Origin of the sequence: Rudaea cellulosilytica DSM 22992 (assembly GCF_000378125.1) — a bacterium.
Taxonomy (GTDB): Bacteria; Pseudomonadota; Gammaproteobacteria; order Xanthomonadales; family Rhodanobacteraceae; genus Rudaea; species Rudaea cellulosilytica.
On record NZ_KB899241.1, the window covers coordinates 582,007 to 605,305 of the forward strand.

Here is a 23,299-nt window from a genome sequence, read left to right on the forward strand (position 1 = left end):
TGTATACCCATGACCTCCACCCGCCACAGCTATTACTTTTGGTATTACGGCATTCCCAAGCCGCTGGCGGAGGAAGGGGCGCGATCGATCTGAAGATCCGCAAACAAGACCCTCGAAGACCGCCGGCCACCCCGGCGGTTTTTTTATGGCCGCCGGGAAGTCCACAGAACCCAACCCCCGATGACCCTCCCAGGAAACCGCCATGACCACCCACCACACCGACGACCTGCGCATAGCCGAACTGCGCGAACTTTCCACGCCCGCCCAGGTGATTGCCGAATTCCCGCTCGACGATGCGGCCGAGGACACCGTGGCGAAATCGCGCGCGGCGGTGCACGCCATCCTCGACGGCACGGACGACCGCCTCGTCGTCGTCGTCGGGCCCTGCTCGATTCATGACACGACGGCCGCGATCGAATACGCCCAGCGCCTGGTCAAGGAGCGCGCGCGTCTCGCGGGCGAGCTCGAAGTCGTCATGCGTGTCTATTTTGAAAAACCGCGCACCACGGTCGGTTGGAAGGGCCTAATCAACGATCCCGACCTCGACGGCAGCTTCCACATCGACAAGGGTTTGCGCCTCGCGCGCGGATTGCTGCGCGACATCAACGCGCTCGGCCTGCCGGCCGGTTGCGAGTTCCTCGACATGATCACGCCGCAGTACATCGCCGATCTGGTCGCTTGGGGCGCGATCGGCGCGCGCACGACCGAGAGCCAGGTGCATCGCGAACTCGCATCCGGCCTGTCCTGCCCGGTCGGCTTCAAGAACGGCACCGACGGCAACGTGAAAATTGCGGTCGACGCGGTGCTCTCGGCAGCAAGCCCGCATCATTTCATGGCAGTGACGAAGGAAGGCCGCACCGCGATCGCGGCGACGCGCGGCAACCGCGACTGCCACGTCATCCTGCGCGGCGGCAAGACGCCGAACTATGACGCGGCGAGTGTCGACGCGGCATCTGCGGCGATCGCCAAGGCCGGCCTCAATGACCGCGTCATGATCGACGCGAGCCACGCCAATTCGTCGAAGAATCCGGAGAACCAACCGACGGTGATCGACGACATCGCCGGCCAAGTCGAAGCCGGCGAAACGCGCATCCTCGGCGCGATGATCGAAAGCCATCTCGTCGGCGGTCGCCAGGATCTCGTCGAAGGCCAGCCGCTGAAGTACGGCCAGAGCATTACCGACGGCTGCATCGACTGGGAAACGACCGTGCGCACGCTCGATCGCCTCGCCCAGGCCGTACGCGCGCGCCGCATGCGGGCGGAGGTCAAGTCGGCGGCCTGAGGTGTAACATTGTCGATCATGTCGACGGTGTACTACGACTATCTGCAAACGCCGATCGGCCGCCTCATGCTCGCGGCCGACGGACGCGGCCTGCGCCATGTCGATTTCGAGAATGGCAAGTATCCGGCCACGATCGGCGAGGATTGGGAGCGCGGGCCCGGTGCGCTGCACGAGGCACGCACGCAGCTCAAGGCGTATTTCGCCGGCAAGCTCACCGCGTTCGATCTGCCGCTCGCGCCGCAGGGCACCGATTTCCAGCAGCAGGTCTGGCTTGCTTTGCTCGAAATTCCCTACGGCACGACGACGAGTTACGGCGAGATCGCGCGCGCGCTCGGCGATGCCAACGCCACGCGCGCGGTCGGCGCGGCGAACGGGCGCAACCCGCTGCCGATAATCGTGCCCTGCCATCGCGTGATCGGCGCCAACGGCAGCCTGACCGGCTTCGGCGGCGGCCTGCCGACCAAGCGCTGGCTGCTCGAGCACGAGCAGCGCCATAGCGCATTCACCCTGACGCCGTAAACAAGCTGACCGCGACGCGTGGTATTGCCCACCACGCCATCACCGACGATGCCGGCCCAAAGCGCATGAATCGCCCCCTTGTATCGCTGACACTCTGTTTGCTGGTCGCGCAGCTGTCTGCGTGTACCGCATACGAGGCTTATCGCAAATGCGGCTTCGCCGGCTGCCCGGGCGACAAGGAGATCGCTGCGCAGATCGAAGCCGCACTGCGCGCGACGCCGGGAATCAGCTTCTGGGACATCCAGGTGCAGTCGCTGGATCACGTCGTCTATCTGTACGGCCTTGTCGACACCAATCCAGAACGCGCACACGTCGAAGAAGTCGCGTCACGCGTCTCCGGTGGCCTGAAAATCGTCGATTCAATCGCCGTGCGCGCCAGCATCGGTCGCTGAAGCGCCGCGCGTGCACGCGACCGATTGGGTTTGGTTCAAGCCTAGCGCGTGCTTCGCAGCGCCATCGAGGTACTGTTCGCCCGAATTGGCCCCGTCGAACCGCGAATCTTGATTTCGTAGGAAATGCGTACCGTCTGTGCCGCTTCGGGCTCGCGGATCGACAACAGCACCTGCTCGGTGGCGATGCGGCCCATTTCGCGGCAGGGCTGGTGCACCGTGGTCAGCCCGGGCCATACCTGCGCCGACGCCGGCGTATCGTCGAAGCCGCAGATCGACAGATCGCGCGGAATCGAGAATCCGCGCTCGAACGCCTCGTGCATTGCGCCGCAGGCCGAATCGTCGTTGGCGGCGAAGATCGCGGTCGGCGGATCGCGCAGGTCGAGCAGTTGCCTTGCCGCGGCAATGCCTGAGTCGAACGTGAAATCCCCGTCGACGACGAGGCTTTCGTCGTAGGCCATGCCCGCCTTGCGCAAGCCGTCGCGGTAACCCGCCAGTCGCCACGCGCGCGCGCCGTGACCCGCGCGCCCGGCGATGTGGCCGATGCGGCGATGGCCGAGTGCGGCGAGATGTTCGACCATCTCGGCCGCCGCCCTGCGCTCGTCGAGGCCGACGCCGATGCGTGCGTGCGCGGAACGTGCCGAAATCGCCGAGTAGCGGATATTCAAATCGTCGAGACGGCGCAATATCTTGAGGTCGTCGCCGATCGGCGGCGCGAGCACGAGTGCATCGGGCCGGAACTGGGCGACGAATTCCTCGACCGCCGCCACCGCATCGGCGGACAGGTCGAGCGGGCGCAGCATCGCGTTGTAGTGCGTGTTCTCGCAGGCCTGCAGCACGCCGACTATGAGTTCCATGACGTAGCTCGAGCCCGCGTGCGGATTGTCGAACAGCAGCGCGACGAGATACGAGCGGTTGCCGGCCAGGCTGCGCGCGGACGGATTGGGCCGGTAGCTGAGTTCGCGCGCCGCCGCTTCGACGCGGGTGCGCGCCTTCTCGCTCACGTTCGGCTCGCGGTTGAATACGCGCGAGACGGTCTTGGTGGAAACGCCGGCCTTCAGCGCAACGTCTTCGATTCGGGCTGGCATGCAGCGTTTCCCGGCAGTCCTGGGTTGAGTGATAGCGCTGTCATCCTACCGCAAGAGCGCCGCGTTCCGCGCAGATCGCCTCGACCAGCGCGCGATGGTCAGGCAGGTCGTTCACCGCATGCGTGCCGAGCACGCGGATCATCTCGAACTCGCGCCGCGCGGCGTCGACTTGCGTGTACGCGGCGCGCGCGGATTCGAGATCGGTGCGGAACTCCATGCCGTAGAGGATGTACTGCCAGCTCGCCGGCAGGAACATCTCGATATCGCTGAGGAAGTCGAGGCGGTGCGGCGGCCGGCAGCGCCACATCGCGAGGCGGTCCTTGAGCGTGTCGGGTACGCTCGCCGGGTCGGCGTTGTCGATCCAGAACGTCGAGTCGCGGCGTTGGCTCAGGCAATAATGCATCTTGATGAAGTCGAAGATGCGCTCGTAGCGCGCGGACATCGATTCGTTGAACAGCTTCGCCACGCGCGTCATCTCGCCGTCGCGCGGAAACAGGTGTGCGATCAGGTAGGCGGCGATCTCGATCAGGCCGATGCCGGTCGATTCGAGCGGCTCGACGAAGCCGGCGGAGAGCCCGACCGCGACGCAGTTCTGCACCCATTGCAGCGGACGATGGCCTGCTTCGAACTTGAGCACGCGCGCGCTCAATCCTTGCGCCGCCGGGCCGATGTAGTCGCGCAGCACCTGCTCCGCGCGCGCATCGTCGGTGTGGCGCGTCGAGTAGACATAGCCGACACCGCGGCGCGCGTGCAGGCCGATGTCCCAGGTCCAGCCCGCTTCGTGTGCGGTCGAGATCGTGTATGAGGGAATCGGTGCATCGGCACGCGCATACGGCACCTGGATCGCGACCGCGCGGTCGACGAACAGCGTGTCCTTGGCGCTGCGGAACGACGAGCCGAGCGCGCGACCGATCAGCGCAGCACGGAAGCCGGTGCAGTCGACGTACAGATCCGCTTCGAGCGCGCCGGCTTCGCGCGTGTGCACGCGCGCGATCGCGCCATGTTCGTCGAGGTCGACATTCTCGACCGTCGCGATCGTATGCTGTACGCCGAGATTGCGCCCGTGTTCGGCAAGCAACTTGGCGAACTGCACCGCGTCGAAGTGATAGGCATAGTTGAGCCGACCCTGATACGGCGCATCGCCGCGTTTCTTCGGCGCGCGCGAGGCGTCGGCGACGCGCTGCTGCAAGGTCACGCTTTCGGCGAACGACGCGCCCGGTGCGGCCGCGCCGAGCAGCCAGTACGGCAACAATTCGGGCGCGTCGCCGCGCTGGCTCGGCAGGCTGAATGGATGGAAGTAGTCGCGGCGCGCGCCGGCAAGCGCAGCCGGCGCACGCACCCAATCGACGAAGCGGATACCCTGCTTGAACGTCGCCGTCGCGCCGCGCAGGAAGCGCGTCTCGTCGAGGCCGATCGCAGACAAAGTCCCGCGGATCGACGGAAACGTGCCCTCGCCGACACCGAGGATACCGATGTCGGCCGATTCGACCAGACTCACGCGCACGCCCTGCGGATGCGCCGCGTTGAGCACGCGCGCGAGGTAGCAGGCGCTCAGCCAGCCGGCCGTGCCGCCACCGACCACAAGGATATTGCGCAATGCCGACATGTCTCTCCTCCCATTGTCTTTCTTTGTGCGGGCAAGCCGCGCCTGCCCGCCGCCGCGGGCGCGGCTTCCACCCTTTTCTTGAAGTTTAGATTACGCCAATTGTCAGCGCTGTCAATTTCTGATTGACAGCGCTGACAATTTACAGTATTCCTAGCCTCGCCCCGTATCAGACCGGCACAGAAGCCGGCCGGCTGGCACCGCCAAATCCTTAGGAGGGAGACCCAATGAATCACCGTTCGAACGCGCCGCGCGCGTCCGCGTCCAACGCCACGCAGATGCTTCTCACCACCCTGCGCGACACCCGAATTTTGCCCGGCAGAACCGCACTCTGCTGTGCGATCGTGGCCGTACTCGCCGCCGGCTACGCTCATGCCGCGACCGACAATGCCGTCGACGGCGCAGGCGATCCGAAGGCAGCGAATACGCAGTCGCTCGAAGAAGTGAAAGTGACCGCGACCAAACGCTCGACCTCGCTGCAGAAGACTCCACTCGCGGTCACCGCGATCGGCGCCGACACGCTCGAGAAGGAACGCGTAAACACCGTTACCGACATCGTCAAGCTCGTGCCCGGCTTCGCCGCGACCACGCAGGGCGACCACGGCGTCGTCACCCTGACCCTGCGTGGCATCGGCAACGATTCGGCCAAAACCGAGTACGCCGACCCCGAAGTCGCGCTGTTCGTCGACGGCATCTACACGCCGCGCGCGGAAGCCGCGGCCGGCCTGCTGCTCGACCTGCAATCGGCGGAAGTGCTGCGCGGTCCGCAGGGCACGCTGTGGGGGCGCAACTCGACTGTCGGCGCAGTCAACTTCCAGACCGCCAAGCCCGAACTCGGCAATTTCTATGGCTATGCGCAGTTCGAGGCCGGCGACTACGCGCACCTCGGCCTGCGCGCAGCGGTCAACGTGCCGGTGAGCGAGACGTTCGCGTTCCGCGTCGCCGTCGCGCAGCAGCAGCACGACGGCTACGTCGACTACCAGAATCCGGTCGGCCAGTTGCCGTCGGTCGCCTCCCAGCAGGCCGCCTACCTCGCCGCGGGCGGCACCGCCGCCACGTTCAAGGCGATCGATCCGAACATCTACGTAACCGGCGGACCGAAGTACAACTCGCAGAATCAGAGCGCCGCACGTGTGTCGGCGTTGTGGGTGCCGAACGACAAGCTGACCTGGAACCTGTCGCTCGAATACTTCCGTGACCGCGGCACGCCGAGCGCGAACCTGATGCAGAACCCGCGCGCCGGCCAGGATTTCTGGTCGATCCTCGCCGACACCGCGCCGGCGCTGAGCCGGACCAACTACGCGCTGCGCTCGCGCGTCGACTACGCGATCAACGACGCGATGGAGTTCAGCTACATCGCCGGTTACTCGCGCTTCAACGGCTCGAGCAGCTACGACCAGGACGGCGGCGTGCTCGTGCCGACCAGCTTCGCCAGCGGCGCGAACTACCAGAACGACCGCACCAATTGGTCGAAGTACGAATCGTGGAGCCACGAGTTCGACCTGAAGTCCGTCGGCGACAACACGATCGACTGGATCCTCGGCCTCTACTACGCGGCCGAAGACAACGGCATCCGCTTCGACATCCCGATCTTCAACGGCACGCCCCAGGGCACGGTCGGCTGGCAGGGTTCGTTCATCCAGCCGAAGGAACTGGTCGACTCGTGGGCCGGTTTCGGCCAGGCGACCTGGCACCTCAGCGATGCCACGCGCCTGACCTTCGGCGCGCGCTTCACCCACGACGAGAAGAAGAACGAAGGCGGCCGCAACTACGGCTGGGCCTACGACGCGACCGTGCCGCAGGTGCCGATCTATCCGGGCCTCGATCCGGCCTCGCCGGGCTCGGGCTTCAACGTCAGCGCGAAGAACGATGGCAAATACAGCGCGGACAAGCCGACCTGGCTGCTCAAGGTCGACCACGATCTGTCGAGTGACGCGCTGGTCTACGCGAGCGTGTCGACCGGCTACAAGTCCGGCGGCCTGCAGGACGGCGGCGTGCCGTACAAGGGCGAGTCGCTGATCAACTACGAGGCCGGCATCAAGCTCAGTTTCCTCGACCATCACCTGACCTGGAACAGCGCGATCTATCACGAAGATTTCAAGGACTTCCAGCTCGCCGCACCGATCACTTTTATCGACGGCAGCCACGGCCTCGGCTTCTCCAACGTGAAAGGCACGACCAAGGTCAGCGGCATCGAATCGGAAATCGCCGCGCGCCTCGGCGACGTCGACCGCTTCAACCTCGTGTTCTCGGCGATCCCGCAGAAGAAGCTCGGCACGCTGCTCTATGCCGGCAGCAACGACTACGGCGGCTTGCCGGCCTGTCCGCCCGCGTCGGGCATCGGCAACTGCATGGATGTGAGCGGCCACGAACTCGCGCATGCGCCCGACTTCGCTTTCAACGCGATCTACGAGCACGACTTCATCCTGTCGAACGGCGCACGCCTGACACCGCGATTCTCCGGCCACTACGAATCGTCGAGCTGGCTGTCGCCGTTCAACTTCGGCGCGGGCGACCAGCAGAAGGCTTATTTCCGCGGTGATCTCTCGCTGCGCTACACCTCGGCGGACGACAAGTGGTACGCCGGCGCCTACGTGAGCAACTTCACCGACGTGAAGGTGCGCACGAGCGATGCGGGCCGCACCGTGGCACCGAACGGCTCGTTCATCTACACCTCGCAGTACCTGCCGCCACGCACTTTCGGCGTCAACTTGGGCTTCAACTTCTAGGGAAGCGGTTGCGTCCCAGCGTGCCGGACCCGGGCCGTTCTCCATCGGGTCCGGCACTTTTTCGCCGCTTCACCGCGGACAGACAAAGTATAAATTGGAAGGAAGTATACAATGCAGCGCCGCGACCTCCTGCGCCTGTCCCTCGCCCTCGGCGGCGCCTCGCTGCTCACGCGCAGCCCGCTCGCGCTCGCCGACGCGCTGATCGGGAAGAAGCCCGTCTCACCAGAAAAACTGCGCGCGGGCGAATTCCCCAAGGGCTTCCTCTGGGGGGCGGCGACCGCGGCTTACCAGGTCGAAGGCGCGTGGGACGAGGATGGCCGCGGCGAATCGATCTGGGACCGTTTCGCGCACACGCCCGGCAAGGTCAAGAACAACGACAACGGCGACATCGCCTGCGACAGTTATCATCGCTATGGCCAAGACATCGCATTGGCCAAACACCTTGACCTGAAGACTCACCGCTACTCGATCGCCTGGCCGCGCGTGCAACCTGGGGGCCGCGGCGCGGCGAACGCGAAGGGCCTCGACTACTACAAGCGCGTCACCGACGCGCTGCTCGAAGCGGGCATCCGCCCGTTCCCGACGCTGTACCATTGGGACCTGCCGCAACCGCTCGAGGATGCCGGCGGCTGGCCGAACCGCGACACCGCCGAACGTTTCGCCGACTACACCAAGCTCGTGATCGACGCGCTCGGCGACCGCGTCAAGCAATGGTGCATCTTCAACGAACCGAAAACCTTCACCCACTGCGGCTACTGGCAGGGCAACCACGCGCCGGGCCGCACCGATCCGCTCGACTTCCTGCGCGCGACGCACACCGTAAACCTCGCCCAGGGCATGGCGTTCCGCGCGATCAAGGCTGCCGATCCCAAACTCGAAGTCGGCGGCGTCTACGACACGCAGCCGGCGTATCCCGCCGACACAAACAGCGCAGCGGACAAGCTGGCCGCGCAGCGCTGGCACAAGTTCGTCAACCTGTGGTTCCTCGATCCGGCGCTGAAGGGCCGCTATCCCGAAGGCGTGTTGCCCGCCGATCGCCAGGCCGAGTTGCTCGGCTGGAAGGACGGCGACGAGACGATCGTGCGCGCCGCGCTCGACTTCGTCGGCATCAACTACTACTCGTCGTGGCTCGTCGCCGATGCACCCGAGGGCAACGGCGTGCCCGGCCTCAACGCGAAGGCCGAGTGGGCGCGCAACTACGCGCCGCATCGGCAGACCGACAACGGCTGGGACATCTACCCGAAAGGGTTCTACGACATCCTAGTCGACATCGCCGAGCACATCGGCCACCTGCCGATGGAGATCACCGAGAACGGCGCCGCTTACAACACCTTGCCCGGCGCGGACGGCAAGGTCCACGACAGCGCGCGCATCGCCTGGGTTCGCGCACACCTGCTCGAACTCGCGCGCGCTATCCGCGACGGCGTGCCCGTGCGCGCGTATCACCACTGGAGCCTGCTCGATAATTTCGAATGGGCCGAGGGTTATTCGCAGCGCTTCGGCCTCGTCCACGTCGACTTCAAGACGCAGAAGCGTACGCCCAAGGACTCGGCCGCGTGGTTCGCCAAGGTCGCCGCCACGAATGCGGTTGCGGCATTGGCGCCGCTGTCGAATGCAACCGTCACCGACAGCATGAATTCGATGGCTTGAACGCAATCGCTAGCGGTTGCGCCGCCGCGGCTGGGTCAACTCCGCGTCGCCGTACTGTCCGGAGAGCGTTCCGTGCAGCGAGAAATCGCGCAGCATCTGGAAATATCCCGGCGCGTAGCGAGTCGAGATTCGCTCGCCCTTCGCGTCGACATCGAACAGGGTCATGCCGTGCTCGGCGTTGCGGTAATAGGCGATCGTGCAATCGCTGCCGCGCGCGATCAGCGAGTTGAGTCGCTTGCGCGTTTCGCGGCTCGGCGCTTCGTAGTCCTCTCCGCCGAGCACCCACAGCTGTGGCGTGCGCAGCGAGCGCAGCACGGGCATCGGGTCGTAATTCCACGGGATGTGCCAGTCGAATTGCGGCGCCATCGCGCGCAGTTCGGCCTCGGTCTTCGACAGGAAGATGTGGGTGTAGTCGCCACGCAGATCCTTGTACCAGCGTGCGGCAGCATGGCGCTTGCGCAGTCGGTCCAGTTCGGCGAAACCACTGTTGAATCCGCTCGCGACGACGTTTTCCACCGCACTTGCGACGCTCAGCGCATCGCGGATTTCGCTGCGCGAATAACCTTTCTCGCTGAGCTGCAGCTCGACCGATTGCTGATCTTCGTCGATCACGTTCACCGCCAGGCCGAAGCAGACGATGACGAAGTCGACCGCAGTCCTGGTCGCGGCGAGCGGCGCCACCCAACCGCCCTGGCTGCCGCCCTGGAATCCGATACGTCCCAGCCGGGCACCTGCCAGCGACTTGGCTGCCGCGACCGCGGCCACGGCATCGTCGGCGAGGACGGAATAGTCCTGAGTGTAGGTTCCGCCCGAACTGCCCGTGCCGCGTTTGTCGTAGACGAAGGCGCCGATTCCCTCAGCGGGCAGCATGCGTTGCAGCGAGTACGATTCGAGCGCGGAGCTGGGCTCGGAACCGTGGATCAGCACGACGATCGTGACCTTGCCTTCGCCCGGTGGCATGACCAGCCTGCCGGACAAGGCCGTGCCCTGGCTTTCGAAGTGGATCTCGCGGGTCGCGAACTCGCGCTTCTTGCCCGACACTGCGCCAAAGCGCAGCGTGCCCGTGTCGCAGCCGGCGAACGATACGACGATGCCGTCCGCCGTCTCGCTCCATCCGCGCGTGCTCGTCCAGCTGGCGTCGCCCTGGCGGCGCAGCGCTCCGGTCGTGCCGTCGAATTTCCTCCAGCGCAACGTATTGTCTGAGGAAGGCGCGATGTCCAGGTCCGAGCCGTCGTCGAGCCGATAGTTGCCGACGAGGCAGTCGGCGGGCGACGCGGCCAGGGCGGGCAGGGACAAAATGGCGAGCAGCGTCACGAACAGGAGCTGCGTAAGCGAAACAGCAGTGCTGGTGAATCGTGGCATGACGGCGAAATCCTGCTTCAGCAAAAGGGTTCGAATTCGATGCGCAGCATGCCGGCGCCATTCTCGAGGATGGCGCGGCCGGCCTGCGCGAGTTCGTCGAGGCGATCGACAATGGTCAGCACGGGATTGCCGCGCAGTGGACCTGCGGCACAGGCGAATCGCGTCTGGCCGTAGGCGACGAGCAGTTCGGGCTCGCTGTCCTGGCCAGCGTAGAGCAGAATCTGGCCCGGTCGCGGCTGTGCGATGGCATCCTCCTCGGGCAAGCGTGATTCGACCGGCCACGCGGCACGCAGCGGCGACCAGACGGCCTCACCGCTCCAGCGCGCGTGCAGGACAGGGCCCGCATACGGCAGCAACTTAGCCAGCGCAATCCAGCTGGAGGACTCCACGGGCGATGCGAGGCTTGCTCGAAAGGTCGAAGTACCGATCGATACGATTGCGTTCACTGCGATTCCACTGAGCGGCGAGCTGCCATACCTCGGCACAGTATCGATGCGACTGGCGCGCGTCTTGGACGAATTCAAGGGAACCCAGGACGAATGGCCCTTGATTCCACGACCGCTTGGCGGAAGATGCAGCGATAGAACCGCAGTCGGTTTCCCTGAGGACGCTGCAAAAAAAATGTCCGTGCTGCACCAATTCAGCGGCGCCTGCGTGCGCCGCGTCATCGATCCGAGCCGCGCCGTAGTCGCAGAGCACGCGCACGAGTGGCCGATGATTTCGCTGTACGTCATGGGCGGATACCGCAACGTCACCGAGCGCGGCGAGCACGAGATCGCCGGCCCCTCGATGGTGTTCTACGGTTCGCAAGTGGCGCACCGCAATGTTGTGGGCGAGATGGGGTTCGAGCAGATCGAGATCGAGTTCGATCCACAATGGCTCGGCACTTCTGCGCTACCGGCGAAGGAACTGCTGTTGCGCGTCGGCGGCGCTTGCGGCGCACAAGCCCGCGCGATCGCCGGCGCTTGCGTGACGCGACTCGCGGAGGCCGATCTGCGCAATTCGATCCGGCGGCTGTTCTCGATCGCGCTGCGCGAACCCGGCACGCGCAGCTCCGCATGGGCCGGCGATGTCACCGCGCGTCTGCGCGCCGATCCGGGCCGGCGCATCGGCGAGCTCGCGCGTGAGGTCGGCCGCAGCCCCGCCTGGATCGGGCCAGCGTATCGACAGTCGAGCGGCGAAGGCCTGCAGCAGGCCGCGGCGAGATTTCGCGTCGAACGCGCGGCCCGGCTACTGCGCGAATCCGACTTGGGTTTTGCCGACATCGCCGCGGAGGCGGGGTTCTGCGATCAAAGCCACATGAACCGGACCTTGCGCCGACTGCTCGGACGCTCGCCGACGGCGATACGCGCGGACCGGGAAGCCTTCCGCGACGCGCGCCAAGCTTGAGCAGAAAGGTCCCGTTGCGAACAGCTATCGATCGCGCGGCAATGCCTGCAGCGTCGTATTGAAGAGATACTGACTTTCAAACTCCGTGCGATTGCCGGCCTTCTTGCCCGGGATAGGCAGCAATCGTGCGGTGAGCGGCTTGTGCCACTTCCAAGCGAGCGAGGCGACGTCGCCAAAAATACGCGCAAGTTGTTCCTCGCTGATGTCGCCGGGCAGCGGCACGGTGTCGAGTCCGGTACCGCAGACGGAAGAGTACGCCAGCAGCGAGTCGATGCCGTAACCGTTCTCGGCCCAGCGATCGGACAAGCGTTTGTCTTCCAGCACGGGCACCATGAGTCCCGAGTAGCCGACTTGCTTGACCGGCACGGCCTTCACCGCCGAGGTGATCGCTAATGCTGCGGTCAGCGTGCCGCTCGAGCCGAAGCGCGCGCCGCTCCAGGTTTCCATAGCCGCGCCGATCGACACGTCGCCGAGTGGCGCTGGCGTCGGGTCAACGCCCATGAATGTCCAGCCTCGCGCTTTCGCCACCTGCTCGCCGATCGCTTCGGCGACGCGTGCGTGTGTCGCCAACGCGTTGGTGAGTTCCTTCACCGATGCGTCGAAATCACCATGCGTCCGCGCAAATACCTCTCGCACGACGCTCGCTCCTTCGAAACCGAACGAGAGTTGCTTGCCGGCACCGGTGTGATATGCGCCGGGATAGAACGGGCCGTATGGCGACAGCATGGCGGTTGCGGCGAAATTGAAATTGCCCTGTCCGTGGGGGCTGTCGGCGAGAGCGTGCACGAGCGCAGCGCTCGCGCGGATGGTCTTCCAATGGATGCCGTTGGTGGCCGCGATGATCGCGCTGGCGTTGGTGTGCGTCTGCGTAGCGAGTGCGGAGGCCAGCAGGTGCATCGCACGCGTGTCGTCGGTATCGTGCAGCATCGCTGGCCCTACGTTCAGCGCGAGACCTTGCTCGCCGGCGAGCGCATCTAGCCTTTTCAGCAGCGCGAGCGCATCGTCGTCCGACAGTCCATCGATCAATTCGCCGACCGGTTGGGTGACGAGGCGCTGCGTCTGCACCACATAGCCGCGCTTGGCGAATGCCGCTTTGACATCGTCGAGAACCGCTTTGGCGTCGGTGAAATTGCGTGCGTAATTCGCGCGCTCGATGCGTACGAACGCGGTGATCGCACGCACGTTCGGCAGCGTTGTTTGTGTCGCGTCGAGCGCAAACGCCGCAAGGGGCAACAGCCACAGCAGAACACAAAAACCGAGTCGTCGCAGCACGGCTTTCCCCCGATCGTGATCAGTGCGAGAAAGACTGTAGCATGCGTCGCGTCGATCAATGCAATGACCGAAGTGGCTTGCTTATTGTACTCCATGCTCATGAGCATCGAAGCTGCGCTTGGGCTGATGCGCTTGCTCTTCGCGAGGCCAATCGAAAAATGAGCATGTGATCAAGCGTCAGCATGCGCCGAATTTTCTATGAATCAACCCGCTTGCCGATTGGCGAAATCTAGCTTTTCCTTCGCAGCACTACCCGATTGATCACGCAGGGAATGGGCGCTCTGCTCGCACAGATTCTTCGCGTCGGCTGACAGCATCCGGCACTTTTCCAGAGCGACCGAGAGATCGCCATCGGCTCTCGCGAGAGCGACAGCATAGTCGGCCTTGGCTTGTTCCTTGTACTGGTTCAGCGCCGCCTTGCTGACCCCGCGATTCGCATCCGCGTTCGCGTCCGCGCGCTTTGTACTCGCTTCGCTCCGTGCTTTTGCCAAATCGCGATTGGCGGCATCGATCGCCGGCTGTGCAGCTTGGGCGGCCTTCGCCGCATCCTCCGCGTGATCGCGAGCTACATTGTCCACATCACTCTGGGTGGACTTGCCGCAACCCGCAAGAGCGATGACCATTCCTGCGACCAATATTCTGGATGTCATATTCATAGAAAACTCCTCTCAAGGATGAAAACCCCAATCGTCTGGAAGCCGGCGCAAAATCGTTGCGGCCTACAATTTGGCGCGAGACGCCCTCAATTTTTCACTCGGCGGCTCGCCCTTTTTGCCAAGTTGTTGCAGCATCGTACTCAGATCTTCGGCGTGCTCTTCTTCGGATGCCAGGATGGTCTCTAGCATGCGTCGTGTAGTCGGATCATCGTTGCCGAGATACTGGATGATCTCGCGGTAGGTATCGATCGCGATGCGCTCGGCGACGAGGTCTTCTTCGATCATCTGCACGAGATCGCTGCCCTCGCTATATTCGGAATGTGCGCGCGAGCTCAGTCCGTCCGGTGAAAGATCAGGAGCGCCTCCGAGCTGCACGATGCGTGTAGCGATCTGATCGGCATGCCCTTGTTCCTCGTTCGCATGCTCGAGGAACTCCGCTGCGATGCTTTTGGCGTGGATGCCCGAGGCCATGTAGTAATGGCGTTTGTAGCGCAGCACACAAACGATCTCGGTTGCGAGAGTCTCGTTGAGCACCTTCAGCACGGTCGCCCGGTCCGCAGAATACCCTTCGGTGACTGCGCCCGCTTCCATGTGCATGCGGGCGCGTTTGCGGATCGTCTCGACATCGGTGAAAGACGCGTTCTTGGCAGACATCAATGGGTTCTCCTTCAACGTGAGATGGAAATACCGCACCCGGAAGGGTGTAAGAATTCGGCGACAGTGATTTTTGAAATGGCCAACGCGAGCCAATTGATCGCCTTGATCGTCACGTCGCTAAATCGGAAGGCATCCTAGGACGATTTTTCAACATATTTCTTCAGACCGCCCAGCATCGCTGTCCAATTTTTCTCCGATTCTTCGCGTGCCTTCTCATCGGGATTGTTGTCTTGAGAAAGAGATACCTCGGTTTCGTTGCCGCTGCCTGAAAGATCGATCTTGATGGTGTGATAGTTCTCTGGTCTTTCCGCTTTCCCGGACAATGGACTGAAATGGGTGTACTGAAGCGTCTGCTCGGGTTCGATTTCGAGGATGACACCTTTGTCCTCGTATTTTTTGCCGTTCATTTCACCCGTCCACGTGATCCGGCTTCCCCTACTCCAGTCCGATTCGACGATGGCGCCAAACATGTATTGTTTGATCGCATCGGCTTTGACAAGCGCCTCCCAAACCTTATCTCTTGGCGCTTCAATCGATGTCGTAGATTTGGCTATCAAGTTGTTGCTCATGACCTTCTCCTATCGAGGACGGGGCATGGTCGCCTTGTGCCGACGAGTCATTAGCCGTTTGCATCATTGGACTCGGTTCCACGGCTTCGCTTCTGAAATTTACGCCAGCCTGTCGTGAATCTAGCCGTGCTCAGCCATATCAGCAGATCGCCACGAGCGCACCCGATCGACCGCGTAGCCGGAGTAGCGGGATCGAAAAATATGTTCGGTATAGGTGCCGTTCAACGCGACTTCGCGGCCCTCCAGCAGGAATTCGACCGGCTCGCCTTCCTGCGGCAGACCGACAGCATCTTTCACAGATTGCGTGTCCATGTTTTCTCCCGCAACGCTGAGCGCGTGAGCAAGATGGGATGGAAAGTTCGGCGCCTCAACCCGGCGTCTCACATACAGCATGCACGCATGGGCTTGCGCGTCTCTGTCTGCTATCGCACAAAGGACGTGCGATCGAGTATCGACAGAGCGAATGCGTGCGAATGGGATGCCGTTCGGCGCGGACCGGTGAAATCACGCTGAGAACCGTCTCGGCTGTGTGCGACGCCGTACATACACGCTGGGACTTTCTCTTTACATTCCAACTCCCGCGGAGACTCAAGTTGCTGAGAACCGAATATGAAAACGAATCTTCTGCTTCTTTCTGTCATTTTCGTGGGCCTGCTCATGGTTGCCACGGGCGGCCGGGCGCAAGACAAGGTGACGCACTTTACGGCAAGTGACGGCACCAAGGTTTTGTTGACCACAGGTCAACCGGCACCCGATCACTACGGGCCGGCTCTGAACTTCGGTCAGCTGGATGCCAACCATGACGGCTATATCAGCCGCGACGAAGCCGAAGCATATCTGCCATTGTTCAACGATTTCGATTTCCCGGCGCAGCACGCCAATCGAATTTCTAAGCAGCAGTACGAATTTTGGCAGCGCGTGCAGAATCATTAGTTTTGAATTCACGCCACACGCGAGGCTCTTCCGCGCTGCGGCGCGAATTAGCGTGGATGATTCTATGCCCTAGGCGGCTGAGGTAGCAGCGGCTGCGGGACAGCTAAGGCATCGCCAATTGTCGCTTGAGAAAATGGCATGACGCGAAAACGCCAACGGCGATGCCGATCACTCCATGACCGGTCTTCATGCCGGCAGGTCGTTGAGGTCGCGCGGCTCCTCGATCCGATGGCTGTTATGCATGGCGCGAAAATTCGCCGACATCTCGTAGGCCACTTTGCGGATGCGCATGACCGAGCCGATCGGTCGATGTGCGGCGATCCCGTGCCATGGGCTGAATGACATGCCGTCGTCGATCGCGCGAGCGCGCGTCTCGCTCCATGCAAGTTGCGGCTTCGCCGTGATGCGAGCAACCGCAATGTAGGGACTTTGCTCTTCGGGCCATACAACCGAAGCATCTTCGACGGGCATCGTGTGAAGATCCGTACAAAGTTGAATGCGAAGCTCCCACTCGCCCGCGGTTGCGGTGAAGAAATTGACCACCGCCTCACGCAAGCCATTCGGCCTGCCATTGACATCGAGCGACGCGTTGGCGAGCTGCATCAATTCGGCCGATATCGGAGCGATCGATACTTTTGCCATGTACGGGCCGAACAGGATCGGCACCTGGCTGAAGAATGTTTCACCGAGGATATGCGTTTCAGGATGGCCGCCAAGCGCCTTCAAGGTTTCACTCTTGCCTCCCAAGGTTTCGATCGCCCGCTCGGTGCCGCGAAATATCGCAGACAACGCTTTCTTCAATCCGGGCGCCTTGTCCGTGGTGAACGCTAGCAATTTCAACACCGTTAGGAATTTTTTCGCACCCGGGGCCGAGAATGCCGGGCCATTGACCAGCACGAAGTCTTGGGTGACGGCGTTCTCGCTGCCTTGCAGGCGCTCGCCTTCGACGCCAATGACCTTGATCGCCAGACCGCGCGGGGTCGAGACGCTGTCGTCGAGAATATCGCCGGGTACCGTGGACAATCGCATGACAACGGGCCAGCTGCCCGGCTTGGCGAACATGCCCTGCGCCAGCACAGGCGGTAGATCATCCACTACGCGAAGTTCAGCGCGCAGCAAACCGTGGCTCTTTGCATGAACGCTGCGCGTAGCATGACCCGAATCCTTGAAGGTAGTTTCGGAAATGCTGCGCAGCGTTTTCACCAGCTCGTCGCGTGTCTCCGCTTCGTCTTCGTCCGCGACCTCAAACGAGGGATCGTAGCTTACCGGCAAAACAGGCAAGCGCGTGATTACGTTCATGGGTTGCCCTTCGTGATGCGCGATCAGCGGGATGCATGATCCGATGCGTTGTCACAGCATGCACGCATAAGCGCGAACGTCTCTGTTCGACAGCACACGCAACGCAGATCGGTCGTTGTGCTTGATGCGAATGCCGATATCAGCTGCGCCAATCCGCAAAAAAACGCCGTAGGGCTGGCGCATCGTTAAGGAGCCGGCGCACAGAAGCATCGATTCGCCTACCTCCCGGGCCGCACAATGGCATTGTGCAGACTCCGTGGCGACATCACGCACGCGACGTCGCGGCGTCCTCCTTTCGACGTCGTTCTGGCTAGTGCGCGATGGCGCACATACAAAGGCGCCAGGGAGGCGGAAGATGCCCGACAACATCCTGACTCGCAGGGACGGCGACGCCGAATACCCGATCGACAAGCCGCAGCAATGTGACCGATCTTTCGGAGCCACGCGAAAGGCAAATCAGGAAGTGTGAGTGCTTGCTACGGCACTCACCCGCCGGCGCTCCCCGCAATCATCTTAGGAGATGACTCACGCTGAAACATATTGTGGCATGGGTGCAGGTTGTTCCGGTTGGCGCATTAGTACTTATTATCTGTTCACACATATTTTCTTACCGAATTGCGTGTAGAGCAGATAGCCAGCACGTAAATCGAAGGAGAAATTCATGATCAATTACCGCAACCTCGCCTTAGCAATTATGTTCGCGACCGGGTTTGTGACCGCCGCGCCGGCTTTGGCCGATCAGGAAACCGCCGTGGTCATCGAGAAAACGACCAAACATCACTATGTCTACTACGGCGATCGCCAAATCTATTTCGCACCGGAAACCAAGACCTACTATTGGCAAACCAACGGCACATGGCAATCGGGCGAAACGTTACCCAGCGAGGATCGGACATACGAAAAAACGGGCGGCGTGGAAATGGATCTCGACACGGACCACCCGTACGAGCGCCATGAGTGGGTCATCAAGCACTACAAGACGATGCACGATGACGACGCCAAGCGCGATCGCGACGATCACTAAGCAACCTGCATATGCAGTTTGCTGCTTCCAAAAGGTGTGGCCATGTCGCGTTACGTATTGAAAATTTTGGTCGTCGCGCTAACAGCGAGTGCAGTGGGCTTCATCGGTATCCCCGGCGCGTTGATCTTGGCTGCGAAGATCCTGCTCTTCTCAATCATCGTATCGCTTGTGGTGTCGTTGGTTTACAGCCGACGACGCAATTATTCGCGCCTACTCGCCGGTCAACGCGGGGGAGTAAATATGAAAAATTCACTGACGCCGATCTTTGGGCTGGTCAAGCCCGACCCATTGCTATTCATCCCGCTCAGATCAATCAATGTGCCGATCGAGGCTCGATGGAATTTTCCGCCGCAGCATCAAAAACTCTCTGCGCCACAAGCGCGTGGGGTGTCCGATGGTTTCGAACATACAAATCAGCTGTCATCCTAACGTTCTCATGAAGCGCTTTCGCGATCATCTGCATGACGAGCTCGTTGGCGGCGTTGGCGCCTCTATTCCAATTCGGCCAGAAGAAAAACTCATAGATGACAATCTCCAAGATGAGATCTCGGAGGATGTCGAGCATACGCCGACCGATAAATCCGGCGACGAGACTCAGCGAAATCAAGAAAGTTCCACCGAAGACGGCATCGAGGGTCAACCGCGTGAGCGCCATGACGGTAGTGAAGACAACGACGCGTCGTGATAATCGGACGTTCGCGATTGCGATACTCTCGTCGTTTGTATGCCTCATTTGATAAGCCGCGCTGAAACCGTCAGCTCTTGAGGTCGAAATCCTAAAGACTATCCGCGGCGACGAAGAAGGTCTCGATGTCTGAAAGGACGAGACTATTCCACGGTCACCGACTTAGCCAGATTACGCGGCTGATCGACGTCGGTGCCACGCAGCACGGCGACGTGGTAGGCGAGCAGTTGCAACGGCACGGTGAGCACGGCCGGGGCGATGAAGTTGCCGCCCGAGTCGAGTTTCACCAGCGCACCATGCGCTTCGTGCACGCCGAGTTGGTGCGCGTCGATGTCGGCGTTCGCATCGGCGAAGACGAACAGCTCGCCGCCACGCGCGCGCACCTCGGCGAGATTCGACTTGAGCTTTTCCAGCAGGTGATCGTTCGGCGCGACCGCGACGACCGGCATTTCGGCATCGACCAGCGCAAGCGGACCGTGCTTGAGTTCGCCGGCGGGGTAGCCCTCGGCATGGATGTAGGAAATTTCCTTGAGCTTGAGCGCGCCTTCGAGCGCGACTGGCCAGTACGTGCCGCGGCCGAGGAATATGGCACTTTGTTTCGGCACGAAACGCTCGGCGAGTTTGCGCACCTCCGGCTCGGTCTTGAGCGCGGCGTCGACGACGCGCGGCAGGCTGGTCAGTTCGGCAACGAGTTCGCGCAGGCGCTCGGCGGGAAGGCCATTGATGCGCGCGAGTTCGAGCATGAGCAGGGCGAGCGCGGCGAGCTGGGTCGTATTTGCCTTGGTCGAGGCGACGCCGATCTCCGGGCCGGCGCGCGTCATCAGCACGAGGTCGGACTCGCGCACAAGGCTGGACTCGGGCACGTTGCAGATCGCGAACGTGCCGAGGTAGCCGAGCTTCTTCGCCTGGCTCAACGCGGCCAGCGTGTCGGCGGTTTCACCCGACTGCGAGATCGTGACGAAGAGTGAGTCCTTCGGCACGACGACGTCGCGGTAGCGATACTCGCTCGCGATCTCGACGCTGCACGGGATGCCGGCGAGCGCCTCGCACCAGTAGCGCGCGACGAGGCCGCCGTGATAGCTCGTGCCACAGGCGACGATCTGCACGTGGCGCACGCGTTGCAGCAATGCGTCCGCGTCGACGCCGAAGATATTCGGCAGAACGCGGTCGTTGGCGATGCGTCCTTCGAGCGTATCGGCGATGGCCTGCGGCTGTTCGTGGATTTCCTTGAGCATGTAGTGCGCGTACTCGCCGCGCTCGACCGCATCGGCGGACAGCGAGGATTCGTGCCGCTTGCGCTCGACGACGCGCCCCCGCGCGTCGAACACGGTAACCGAATCGCGGCGCACGTCGGCGACGTCGCCCTCTTCGAGGAAGATGAAACTGCGCGTTACCGGCAACAGTGCCTGGACGTCGGAGGCGACGAAGTTCTCGCCGTTACCAAAGCCGATCACCAAGGGACTGGCGATGCGCGCGACGACGATGCGATCCGGCTGCTGCGCATCGAACACGACGATCGCATATGCACCGGTGAGTTGCTTGACCGCGAGCTTCACCGCGTCGGTGAGGTCGTGGCCCTGCTTGACGAAATCGTGGATCAGATGGGTGACGACTTCGGTGTCGGTCTCGGAATGGAAGACATAGCCCTTGCCGCGCAGCGATTCGCGGATCTCGAGATAGTTCTCGATGATGCCGTTGTGGATCAGGGCGATGCGGTTTTCAGAAACATGCGGATGCGCATTCGCTTCGGTGACGCCGCCGTGCGTGGCCCAGCGCGAATGGGCGACGCCGAGCACGCCTTCACCAGGATTCGCCTTGATCTTCTCGGCCAGCCGCGCGACCTTGCCGACGGTGCGCCATAGGGCGAGATCGCCGCCCGGCTGTGCCAGCGCAAGACCGGTGGAGTCGTAGCCGCGATATTCCAGGCGCCGCAGGCCCTCGACCAGGATGGCCGTGACATCGCGCTGCGCGATCGCACCGACAATTCCACACATGAAATCTTCCTCGAATCGGATCAGCCGCGCATTTTACATTCACGGCGCGGCGCGGGCCGCTATTTCGATTTTTTCTGCGGCCGTTTCCAACCGCGCACCGTGGTCTGCCGCGTGCGTGAAACGGTCAGTTCGCCCGCCGGCGCATCGGTGGTGATCGTCGAACCCGCGCCTATCGTTGCGTCCTTGCCGATCGTCACCGGCGCAACGAGCGCGCTGTTCGAGCCGATGAACGCACCGTCTTCGATCAGCGTGTGGAACTTGTTGATGCCGTCGTAGTTGCAGGTGATCGTGCCGGCGCCGACATTGACGCCGGCGCCGATCGTCGCATCGCCGATATAGCTCAGGTGATTGGCCTTCGAGCCGGTGCCGATGCTTGCGTTCTTGACCTCGACGAAGTTGCCGACGTGCGCGCCAGCCGCGATTTCCGTGCCCGGACGCAGGCGCGCATACGGACCGATGACGCAGGCGCCGTGGGTGACGACGCCGTCGAGATCGCTATGCGCGTGCACGACGCTGCCGGCGGCGAGCGTGGAATTCCTGATGCGGCAGAACGCACCGACGCGCACTTCGTCGCCAAGCGTCACCGCGCCTTCGAGTACGACATCGACATCGATCTCGACGTCGCGCCCCGCGTTGACGCTGCCGCGCAGGTCGAAACGCGCCGGGTCGGCGAAGCGCACGCCCTGCGCGCAGAGGTTGCGCGCTGCGCGCTGCTGGTAGCGGCGTTCGAGCTGGGCCAGCTGCCAGGCGTCGTTGGCGCCGACAATCGCGTTCGGATCGGTCGACAGGATCGCGAGCGCCGAGGCATTGTCTGCCGCGGCGAGCGCAAACACGTCGGTGAGGTAGAACTCGCCCTGAGCGTTCTTGTTGTCGAGTCGCGCGAGCCAGCCGCGCAGGCGCCTCGCGTCCGCGGCGATCACGCCGGTGTTGATCGTGCGAGTCGCACGCTGCGCGGGCGTCGCGTCCTTCTCCTCGACGATGCCGGTGACGCGCTGCGCGGCGTCGAGCAGCACGCGGCCGTAGCCGGTGGGATCGGGCAGGTCGGCGGCGAGCACGGCGAGCGCCGCCTGCGCCTCGACCAGCGGCTGCAGCGTCGTCGGCCGGATCAGCGGCACGTCGCCGTAGAGCACGAGCACGCGTGCCGCCTCGGGAATACTCGCGATCGCAAGCTGCATCGCATGACCGGTGCCCTTCTGCTCGGCTTGATGCACCCAGGCGATGTCTGATTGATCGGAAAATGCCGCCTGTACCTGCTCGCCGCGATGGCCGTAGACGACGTGGATTTTTTGCGGATGCAGCGCGCGCGCCGTGTCGAGCACGTGCGCGAGCATCGGCCGGCCGGCAAGCGGCAGCAGCACCTTGGCACGCGCGGACTTCATGCGCTTGCCCTCACCCGCGGCGAGGACGACGATATGCAAGGGATGGGTCGGATTCATCGGCGCAGCCTAGCAGAGGAGCAAGGCGAAATTCGGGCAGGATGGTGGCTAAGCATTGACGCCGAACAGATGCCCGATCGCCGCGGTCGCAATCATCGCCAGCGTGCTCCAGAGGAAAACGCGTATGGCTCCCGGCAGCATCGGCGCACCACCGGCGCGCGCCGCAACTGCGCCGAGCAGCGCGAGCGAGATCAGCGAGGCGATCGCGACGATCAATGCCATATGTGCGGGCGCGGCAAGCAGCGCGGCAACCAGTGGCAGCGCCGCTCCGATCGAGAAGGAAAGCGCCGAGGCCAGCGCCGCCTGCAACGGGCGCGCCCGCTGTTGCTCGGTCAGGCCCAATTCGTCGCGCAGATGTGCGCCGAGCGCGTCGTGGGCGGTGAGCTTGTCCGCGACCTGCTCGGCAAGCGGACGGTCGAGACCGCGACCGACGTAGATATTGACCAGTTCCTCGCGCTCGCCATGCGCGTCGGTGGCAAGCTCGTGCTGTTCGAGTTCACGCTCGGCCTTCTCGGCATCGCTTTGCGAGGACACCGATACGTATTCGCCGGTGGCCATCGACAGCGCACCGGCGACGAGACCGGCGACGCCGGCCACCATCACGCTGCCGAGCGTCGCGTCCGCGCTCGCCACGCCGACGACGAGGCCGGCCGTGGAAAGAATGCCATCGTTGGCTCCGAGCACGGCCGCGCGCAGCCAGCCGACGCGGTCGCCGACGTGGCGCTCGCGATGGCGGCGCATGGACGGGGTATCGATACGTCGC

The 23,299-nt window shown here is 63.1% G+C and carries 23 protein-coding genes; 10 read left to right on the forward strand and 13 right to left on the reverse strand.

Annotation, left to right across the window (positions count from 1 at the left end; genetic code table 11):
- The first annotated feature begins 202 nt into the window (after positions 1–202).
- The 3 genes from F455_RS0102590 (at position 203) to F455_RS0102600 (ending at position 2,193) form a co-directional block, all read left to right on the forward strand.
- Positions 203–1,282 carry a 3-deoxy-7-phosphoheptulonate synthase gene (locus F455_RS0102590; protein WP_018971699.1) on the forward strand — a complete coding sequence of 360 codons (1,080 nt, stop codon included), beginning with the start codon at positions 203–205 and terminating at the stop codon, positions 1,280–1,282.
- An 18-nt stretch (positions 1,283–1,300) separates the two neighbouring features.
- Entirely contained in the window at positions 1,301–1,801 is a 501-nt protein-coding gene (locus F455_RS0102595) for a methylated-DNA--[protein]-cysteine S-methyltransferase (RefSeq protein ID WP_018971700.1), read from the forward strand.
- A 65-nt stretch (positions 1,802–1,866) separates the two neighbouring features.
- On the forward strand, positions 1,867–2,193 hold the full coding sequence (locus F455_RS0102600; RefSeq protein WP_083918769.1) for a BON domain-containing protein: 327 nt from the start codon (positions 1,867–1,869) through the stop codon (positions 2,191–2,193).
- A 41-nt stretch (positions 2,194–2,234) separates the two neighbouring features.
- On the opposite strand, the gene F455_RS0102605 is transcribed toward F455_RS0102600, so the two are convergent.
- A complete protein-coding gene (locus F455_RS0102605; RefSeq protein WP_018971702.1) occupies positions 2,235–3,278 on the reverse strand; it encodes a LacI family DNA-binding transcriptional regulator in 1,044 nt (347 codons plus the stop codon).
- 40 nt (positions 3,279–3,318) lie between these two features.
- Positions 3,319–4,884 (reverse strand): tryptophan halogenase family protein, encoded by a 1,566-nt coding sequence (locus F455_RS0102610; RefSeq protein ID WP_018971703.1) that lies wholly within the window; start codon positions 4,882–4,884, stop codon positions 3,319–3,321.
- A gap of 224 nt (positions 4,885–5,108) precedes the next feature.
- Here F455_RS0102610 and F455_RS0102615 point away from each other — a divergent pair, with 224 nt between their 5' ends.
- Positions 5,109–7,610, forward strand: a complete 2,502-nt coding sequence (locus F455_RS0102615; RefSeq protein ID WP_018971704.1) for a TonB-dependent receptor — start codon at positions 5,109–5,111, stop codon at positions 7,608–7,610.
- A 111-nt stretch (positions 7,611–7,721) separates the two neighbouring features.
- A complete protein-coding gene (locus tag F455_RS0102620) occupies positions 7,722–9,260 on the forward strand; it encodes a GH1 family beta-glucosidase (RefSeq protein ID WP_018971705.1) in 1,539 nt (512 codons plus the stop codon).
- 9 nt (positions 9,261–9,269) lie between these two features.
- Here F455_RS0102620 and F455_RS0102625 read toward each other — a convergent pair whose 3' ends face one another.
- The gene (locus tag F455_RS0102625) at positions 9,270–10,622 is read right to left on the reverse strand and encodes an alpha/beta hydrolase family protein (RefSeq protein ID WP_033409126.1); all 1,353 of its coding nucleotides are present in this window, start codon (positions 10,620–10,622) and stop codon (positions 9,270–9,272) included.
- Positions 10,623–10,639: 17 nt separating this feature from the next.
- Positions 10,640–11,068, reverse strand: coding sequence for a DUF3830 family protein (locus tag F455_RS23170; RefSeq protein ID WP_169337279.1), 429 nt, complete (start codon positions 11,066–11,068; stop codon positions 10,640–10,642).
- Positions 11,069–11,243: 175 nt separating this feature from the next.
- On the opposite strand from F455_RS23170, the gene F455_RS21750 reads away from it, so the two are divergent.
- Positions 11,244–12,011 carry a helix-turn-helix domain-containing protein gene (locus tag F455_RS21750; protein WP_018971708.1) on the forward strand — a complete coding sequence of 256 codons (768 nt, stop codon included), beginning with the start codon at positions 11,244–11,246 and terminating at the stop codon, positions 12,009–12,011.
- A 24-nt stretch (positions 12,012–12,035) separates the two neighbouring features.
- Here F455_RS21750 and F455_RS0102640 read toward each other — a convergent pair whose 3' ends face one another.
- From F455_RS0102640 to F455_RS0102665, 5 genes are all read right to left on the reverse strand, one after another.
- Complete coding sequence (locus F455_RS0102640) at positions 12,036–13,283, reverse strand: DUF711 family protein (RefSeq protein ID WP_018971709.1); 1,248 nt, start codon at positions 13,281–13,283, stop codon at positions 12,036–12,038.
- A 203-nt stretch (positions 13,284–13,486) separates the two neighbouring features.
- Complete coding sequence (locus tag F455_RS0102650; RefSeq protein ID WP_157578389.1) at positions 13,487–13,939, reverse strand: hypothetical protein; 453 nt, start codon at positions 13,937–13,939, stop codon at positions 13,487–13,489.
- A 63-nt stretch (positions 13,940–14,002) separates the two neighbouring features.
- Entirely contained in the window at positions 14,003–14,593 is a 591-nt protein-coding gene (locus tag F455_RS0102655; RefSeq protein WP_018971712.1) for a ferritin-like domain-containing protein, read from the reverse strand.
- A gap of 137 nt (positions 14,594–14,730) precedes the next feature.
- Positions 14,731–15,165, reverse strand: a complete 435-nt coding sequence (locus F455_RS0102660) for an SRPBCC family protein (RefSeq protein ID WP_026293006.1) — start codon at positions 15,163–15,165, stop codon at positions 14,731–14,733.
- A gap of 120 nt (positions 15,166–15,285) precedes the next feature.
- Positions 15,286–15,477 (reverse strand): hypothetical protein, encoded by a 192-nt coding sequence (locus F455_RS0102665; protein WP_018971714.1) that lies wholly within the window; start codon positions 15,475–15,477, stop codon positions 15,286–15,288.
- A gap of 297 nt (positions 15,478–15,774) precedes the next feature.
- Between F455_RS0102665 and F455_RS0102670 the strand changes: the two genes are divergently transcribed.
- Positions 15,775–16,098 (forward strand): hypothetical protein, encoded by a 324-nt coding sequence (locus F455_RS0102670; RefSeq protein WP_018971715.1) that lies wholly within the window; start codon positions 15,775–15,777, stop codon positions 16,096–16,098.
- A 186-nt stretch (positions 16,099–16,284) separates the two neighbouring features.
- On the opposite strand, the gene F455_RS0102675 is transcribed toward F455_RS0102670, so the two are convergent.
- A complete protein-coding gene (locus F455_RS0102675; RefSeq protein ID WP_211212276.1) occupies positions 16,285–17,301 on the reverse strand; it encodes a catalase family protein in 1,017 nt (338 codons plus the stop codon).
- Between the two features lie 757 nt (positions 17,302–18,058).
- Here F455_RS0102675 and F455_RS0102685 point away from each other — a divergent pair.
- From F455_RS0102685 to F455_RS22795, 3 genes are read left to right on the forward strand one after another with little or no spacing between them, the layout of a single operon-like run.
- Positions 18,059–18,421, forward strand: coding sequence for a hypothetical protein (locus F455_RS0102685; RefSeq protein ID WP_020684040.1), 363 nt, complete (start codon positions 18,059–18,061; stop codon positions 18,419–18,421).
- 42 nt (positions 18,422–18,463) lie between these two features.
- Complete coding sequence (locus F455_RS23310; RefSeq protein ID WP_211212277.1) at positions 18,464–18,850, forward strand: DUF1328 domain-containing protein; 387 nt, start codon at positions 18,464–18,466, stop codon at positions 18,848–18,850.
- Between the two features lie 7 nt (positions 18,851–18,857).
- Entirely contained in the window at positions 18,858–19,106 is a 249-nt protein-coding gene (locus F455_RS22795; protein ID WP_157578390.1) for a hypothetical protein, read from the forward strand.
- A gap of 143 nt (positions 19,107–19,249) precedes the next feature.
- Here F455_RS22795 and glmS read toward each other — a convergent pair whose 3' ends face one another.
- Genes glmS through F455_RS0102710 form a run of 3 tightly spaced genes read right to left on the reverse strand, consistent with a single transcriptional unit; the run spans position 19,250 to position 23,277 of the window.
- A complete protein-coding gene (glmS, locus tag F455_RS0102700) occupies positions 19,250–21,100 on the reverse strand; it encodes a glutamine--fructose-6-phosphate transaminase (isomerizing) (RefSeq protein ID WP_018971721.1) in 1,851 nt (616 codons plus the stop codon).
- Between the two features lie 59 nt (positions 21,101–21,159).
- The gene (gene glmU, locus F455_RS0102705) at positions 21,160–22,536 is read right to left on the reverse strand and encodes a bifunctional UDP-N-acetylglucosamine diphosphorylase/glucosamine-1-phosphate N-acetyltransferase GlmU (RefSeq protein ID WP_018971722.1); all 1,377 of its coding nucleotides are present in this window, start codon (positions 22,534–22,536) and stop codon (positions 21,160–21,162) included.
- Between the two features lie 48 nt (positions 22,537–22,584).
- Complete coding sequence (locus F455_RS0102710; RefSeq protein WP_018971723.1) at positions 22,585–23,277, reverse strand: VIT1/CCC1 transporter family protein; 693 nt, start codon at positions 23,275–23,277, stop codon at positions 22,585–22,587.
- Positions 23,278–23,299 lie beyond the last annotated feature (22 nt).

What these genes read in the sequence shown, in the direction of transcription:
- glmS (WP_018971721.1), bottom strand. Translation starts at nt 21,100, where the DNA reads ATGTGTGGAATTGTCGGTGCGATCGCGCAGCGCGATGTCACGGCCATC.
- F455_RS0102610 (WP_018971703.1), bottom strand. Translation starts at nt 4,884, where the DNA reads ATGTCGGCATTGCGCAATATCCTTGTGGTCGGTGGCGGCACGGCCGGC.
- F455_RS0102605 (WP_018971702.1), bottom strand. Translation starts at nt 3,278, where the DNA reads ATGCCAGCCCGAATCGAAGACGTTGCGCTGAAGGCCGGCGTTTCCACC.
- F455_RS21750 (WP_018971708.1), top strand. Translation starts at nt 11,244, where the DNA reads ATGTCCGTGCTGCACCAATTCAGCGGCGCCTGCGTGCGCCGCGTCATC.
- F455_RS0102625 (WP_033409126.1), bottom strand. Translation starts at nt 10,622, where the DNA reads ATGCCACGATTCACCAGCACTGCTGTTTCGCTTACGCAGCTCCTGTTC.
- F455_RS0102600 (WP_083918769.1), top strand. Translation starts at nt 1,867, where the DNA reads ATGAATCGCCCCCTTGTATCGCTGACACTCTGTTTGCTGGTCGCGCAG.
- F455_RS0102655 (WP_018971712.1), bottom strand. Translation starts at nt 14,593, where the DNA reads ATGTCTGCCAAGAACGCGTCTTTCACCGATGTCGAGACGATCCGCAAA.
- F455_RS0102595 (WP_018971700.1), top strand. Translation starts at nt 1,301, where the DNA reads ATGTCGACGGTGTACTACGACTATCTGCAAACGCCGATCGGCCGCCTC.
- F455_RS0102615 (WP_018971704.1), top strand. Translation starts at nt 5,109, where the DNA reads ATGAATCACCGTTCGAACGCGCCGCGCGCGTCCGCGTCCAACGCCACG.
- glmU (WP_018971722.1), bottom strand. Translation starts at nt 22,536, where the DNA reads ATGAATCCGACCCATCCCTTGCATATCGTCGTCCTCGCCGCGGGTGAG.
- F455_RS23310 (WP_211212277.1), top strand. Translation starts at nt 18,464, where the DNA reads ATGTCGCGTTACGTATTGAAAATTTTGGTCGTCGCGCTAACAGCGAGT.
- F455_RS0102665 (WP_018971714.1), bottom strand. Translation starts at nt 15,477, where the DNA reads ATGGACACGCAATCTGTGAAAGATGCTGTCGGTCTGCCGCAGGAAGGC.
- F455_RS0102685 (WP_020684040.1), top strand. Translation starts at nt 18,059, where the DNA reads ATGATCAATTACCGCAACCTCGCCTTAGCAATTATGTTCGCGACCGGG.
- F455_RS0102710 (WP_018971723.1), bottom strand. Translation starts at nt 23,277, where the DNA reads ATGCGCCGCCATCGCGAGCGCCACGTCGGCGACCGCGTCGGCTGGCTG.
- F455_RS0102620 (WP_018971705.1), top strand. Translation starts at nt 7,722, where the DNA reads ATGCAGCGCCGCGACCTCCTGCGCCTGTCCCTCGCCCTCGGCGGCGCC.
- F455_RS22795 (WP_157578390.1), top strand. Translation starts at nt 18,858, where the DNA reads ATGAAGCGCTTTCGCGATCATCTGCATGACGAGCTCGTTGGCGGCGTT.
- F455_RS0102650 (WP_157578389.1), bottom strand. Translation starts at nt 13,939, where the DNA reads ATGAATATGACATCCAGAATATTGGTCGCAGGAATGGTCATCGCTCTT.
- F455_RS0102590 (WP_018971699.1), top strand. Translation starts at nt 203, where the DNA reads ATGACCACCCACCACACCGACGACCTGCGCATAGCCGAACTGCGCGAA.
- F455_RS0102660 (WP_026293006.1), bottom strand. Translation starts at nt 15,165, where the DNA reads ATGAGCAACAACTTGATAGCCAAATCTACGACATCGATTGAAGCGCCA.
- F455_RS0102670 (WP_018971715.1), top strand. Translation starts at nt 15,775, where the DNA reads ATGAAAACGAATCTTCTGCTTCTTTCTGTCATTTTCGTGGGCCTGCTC.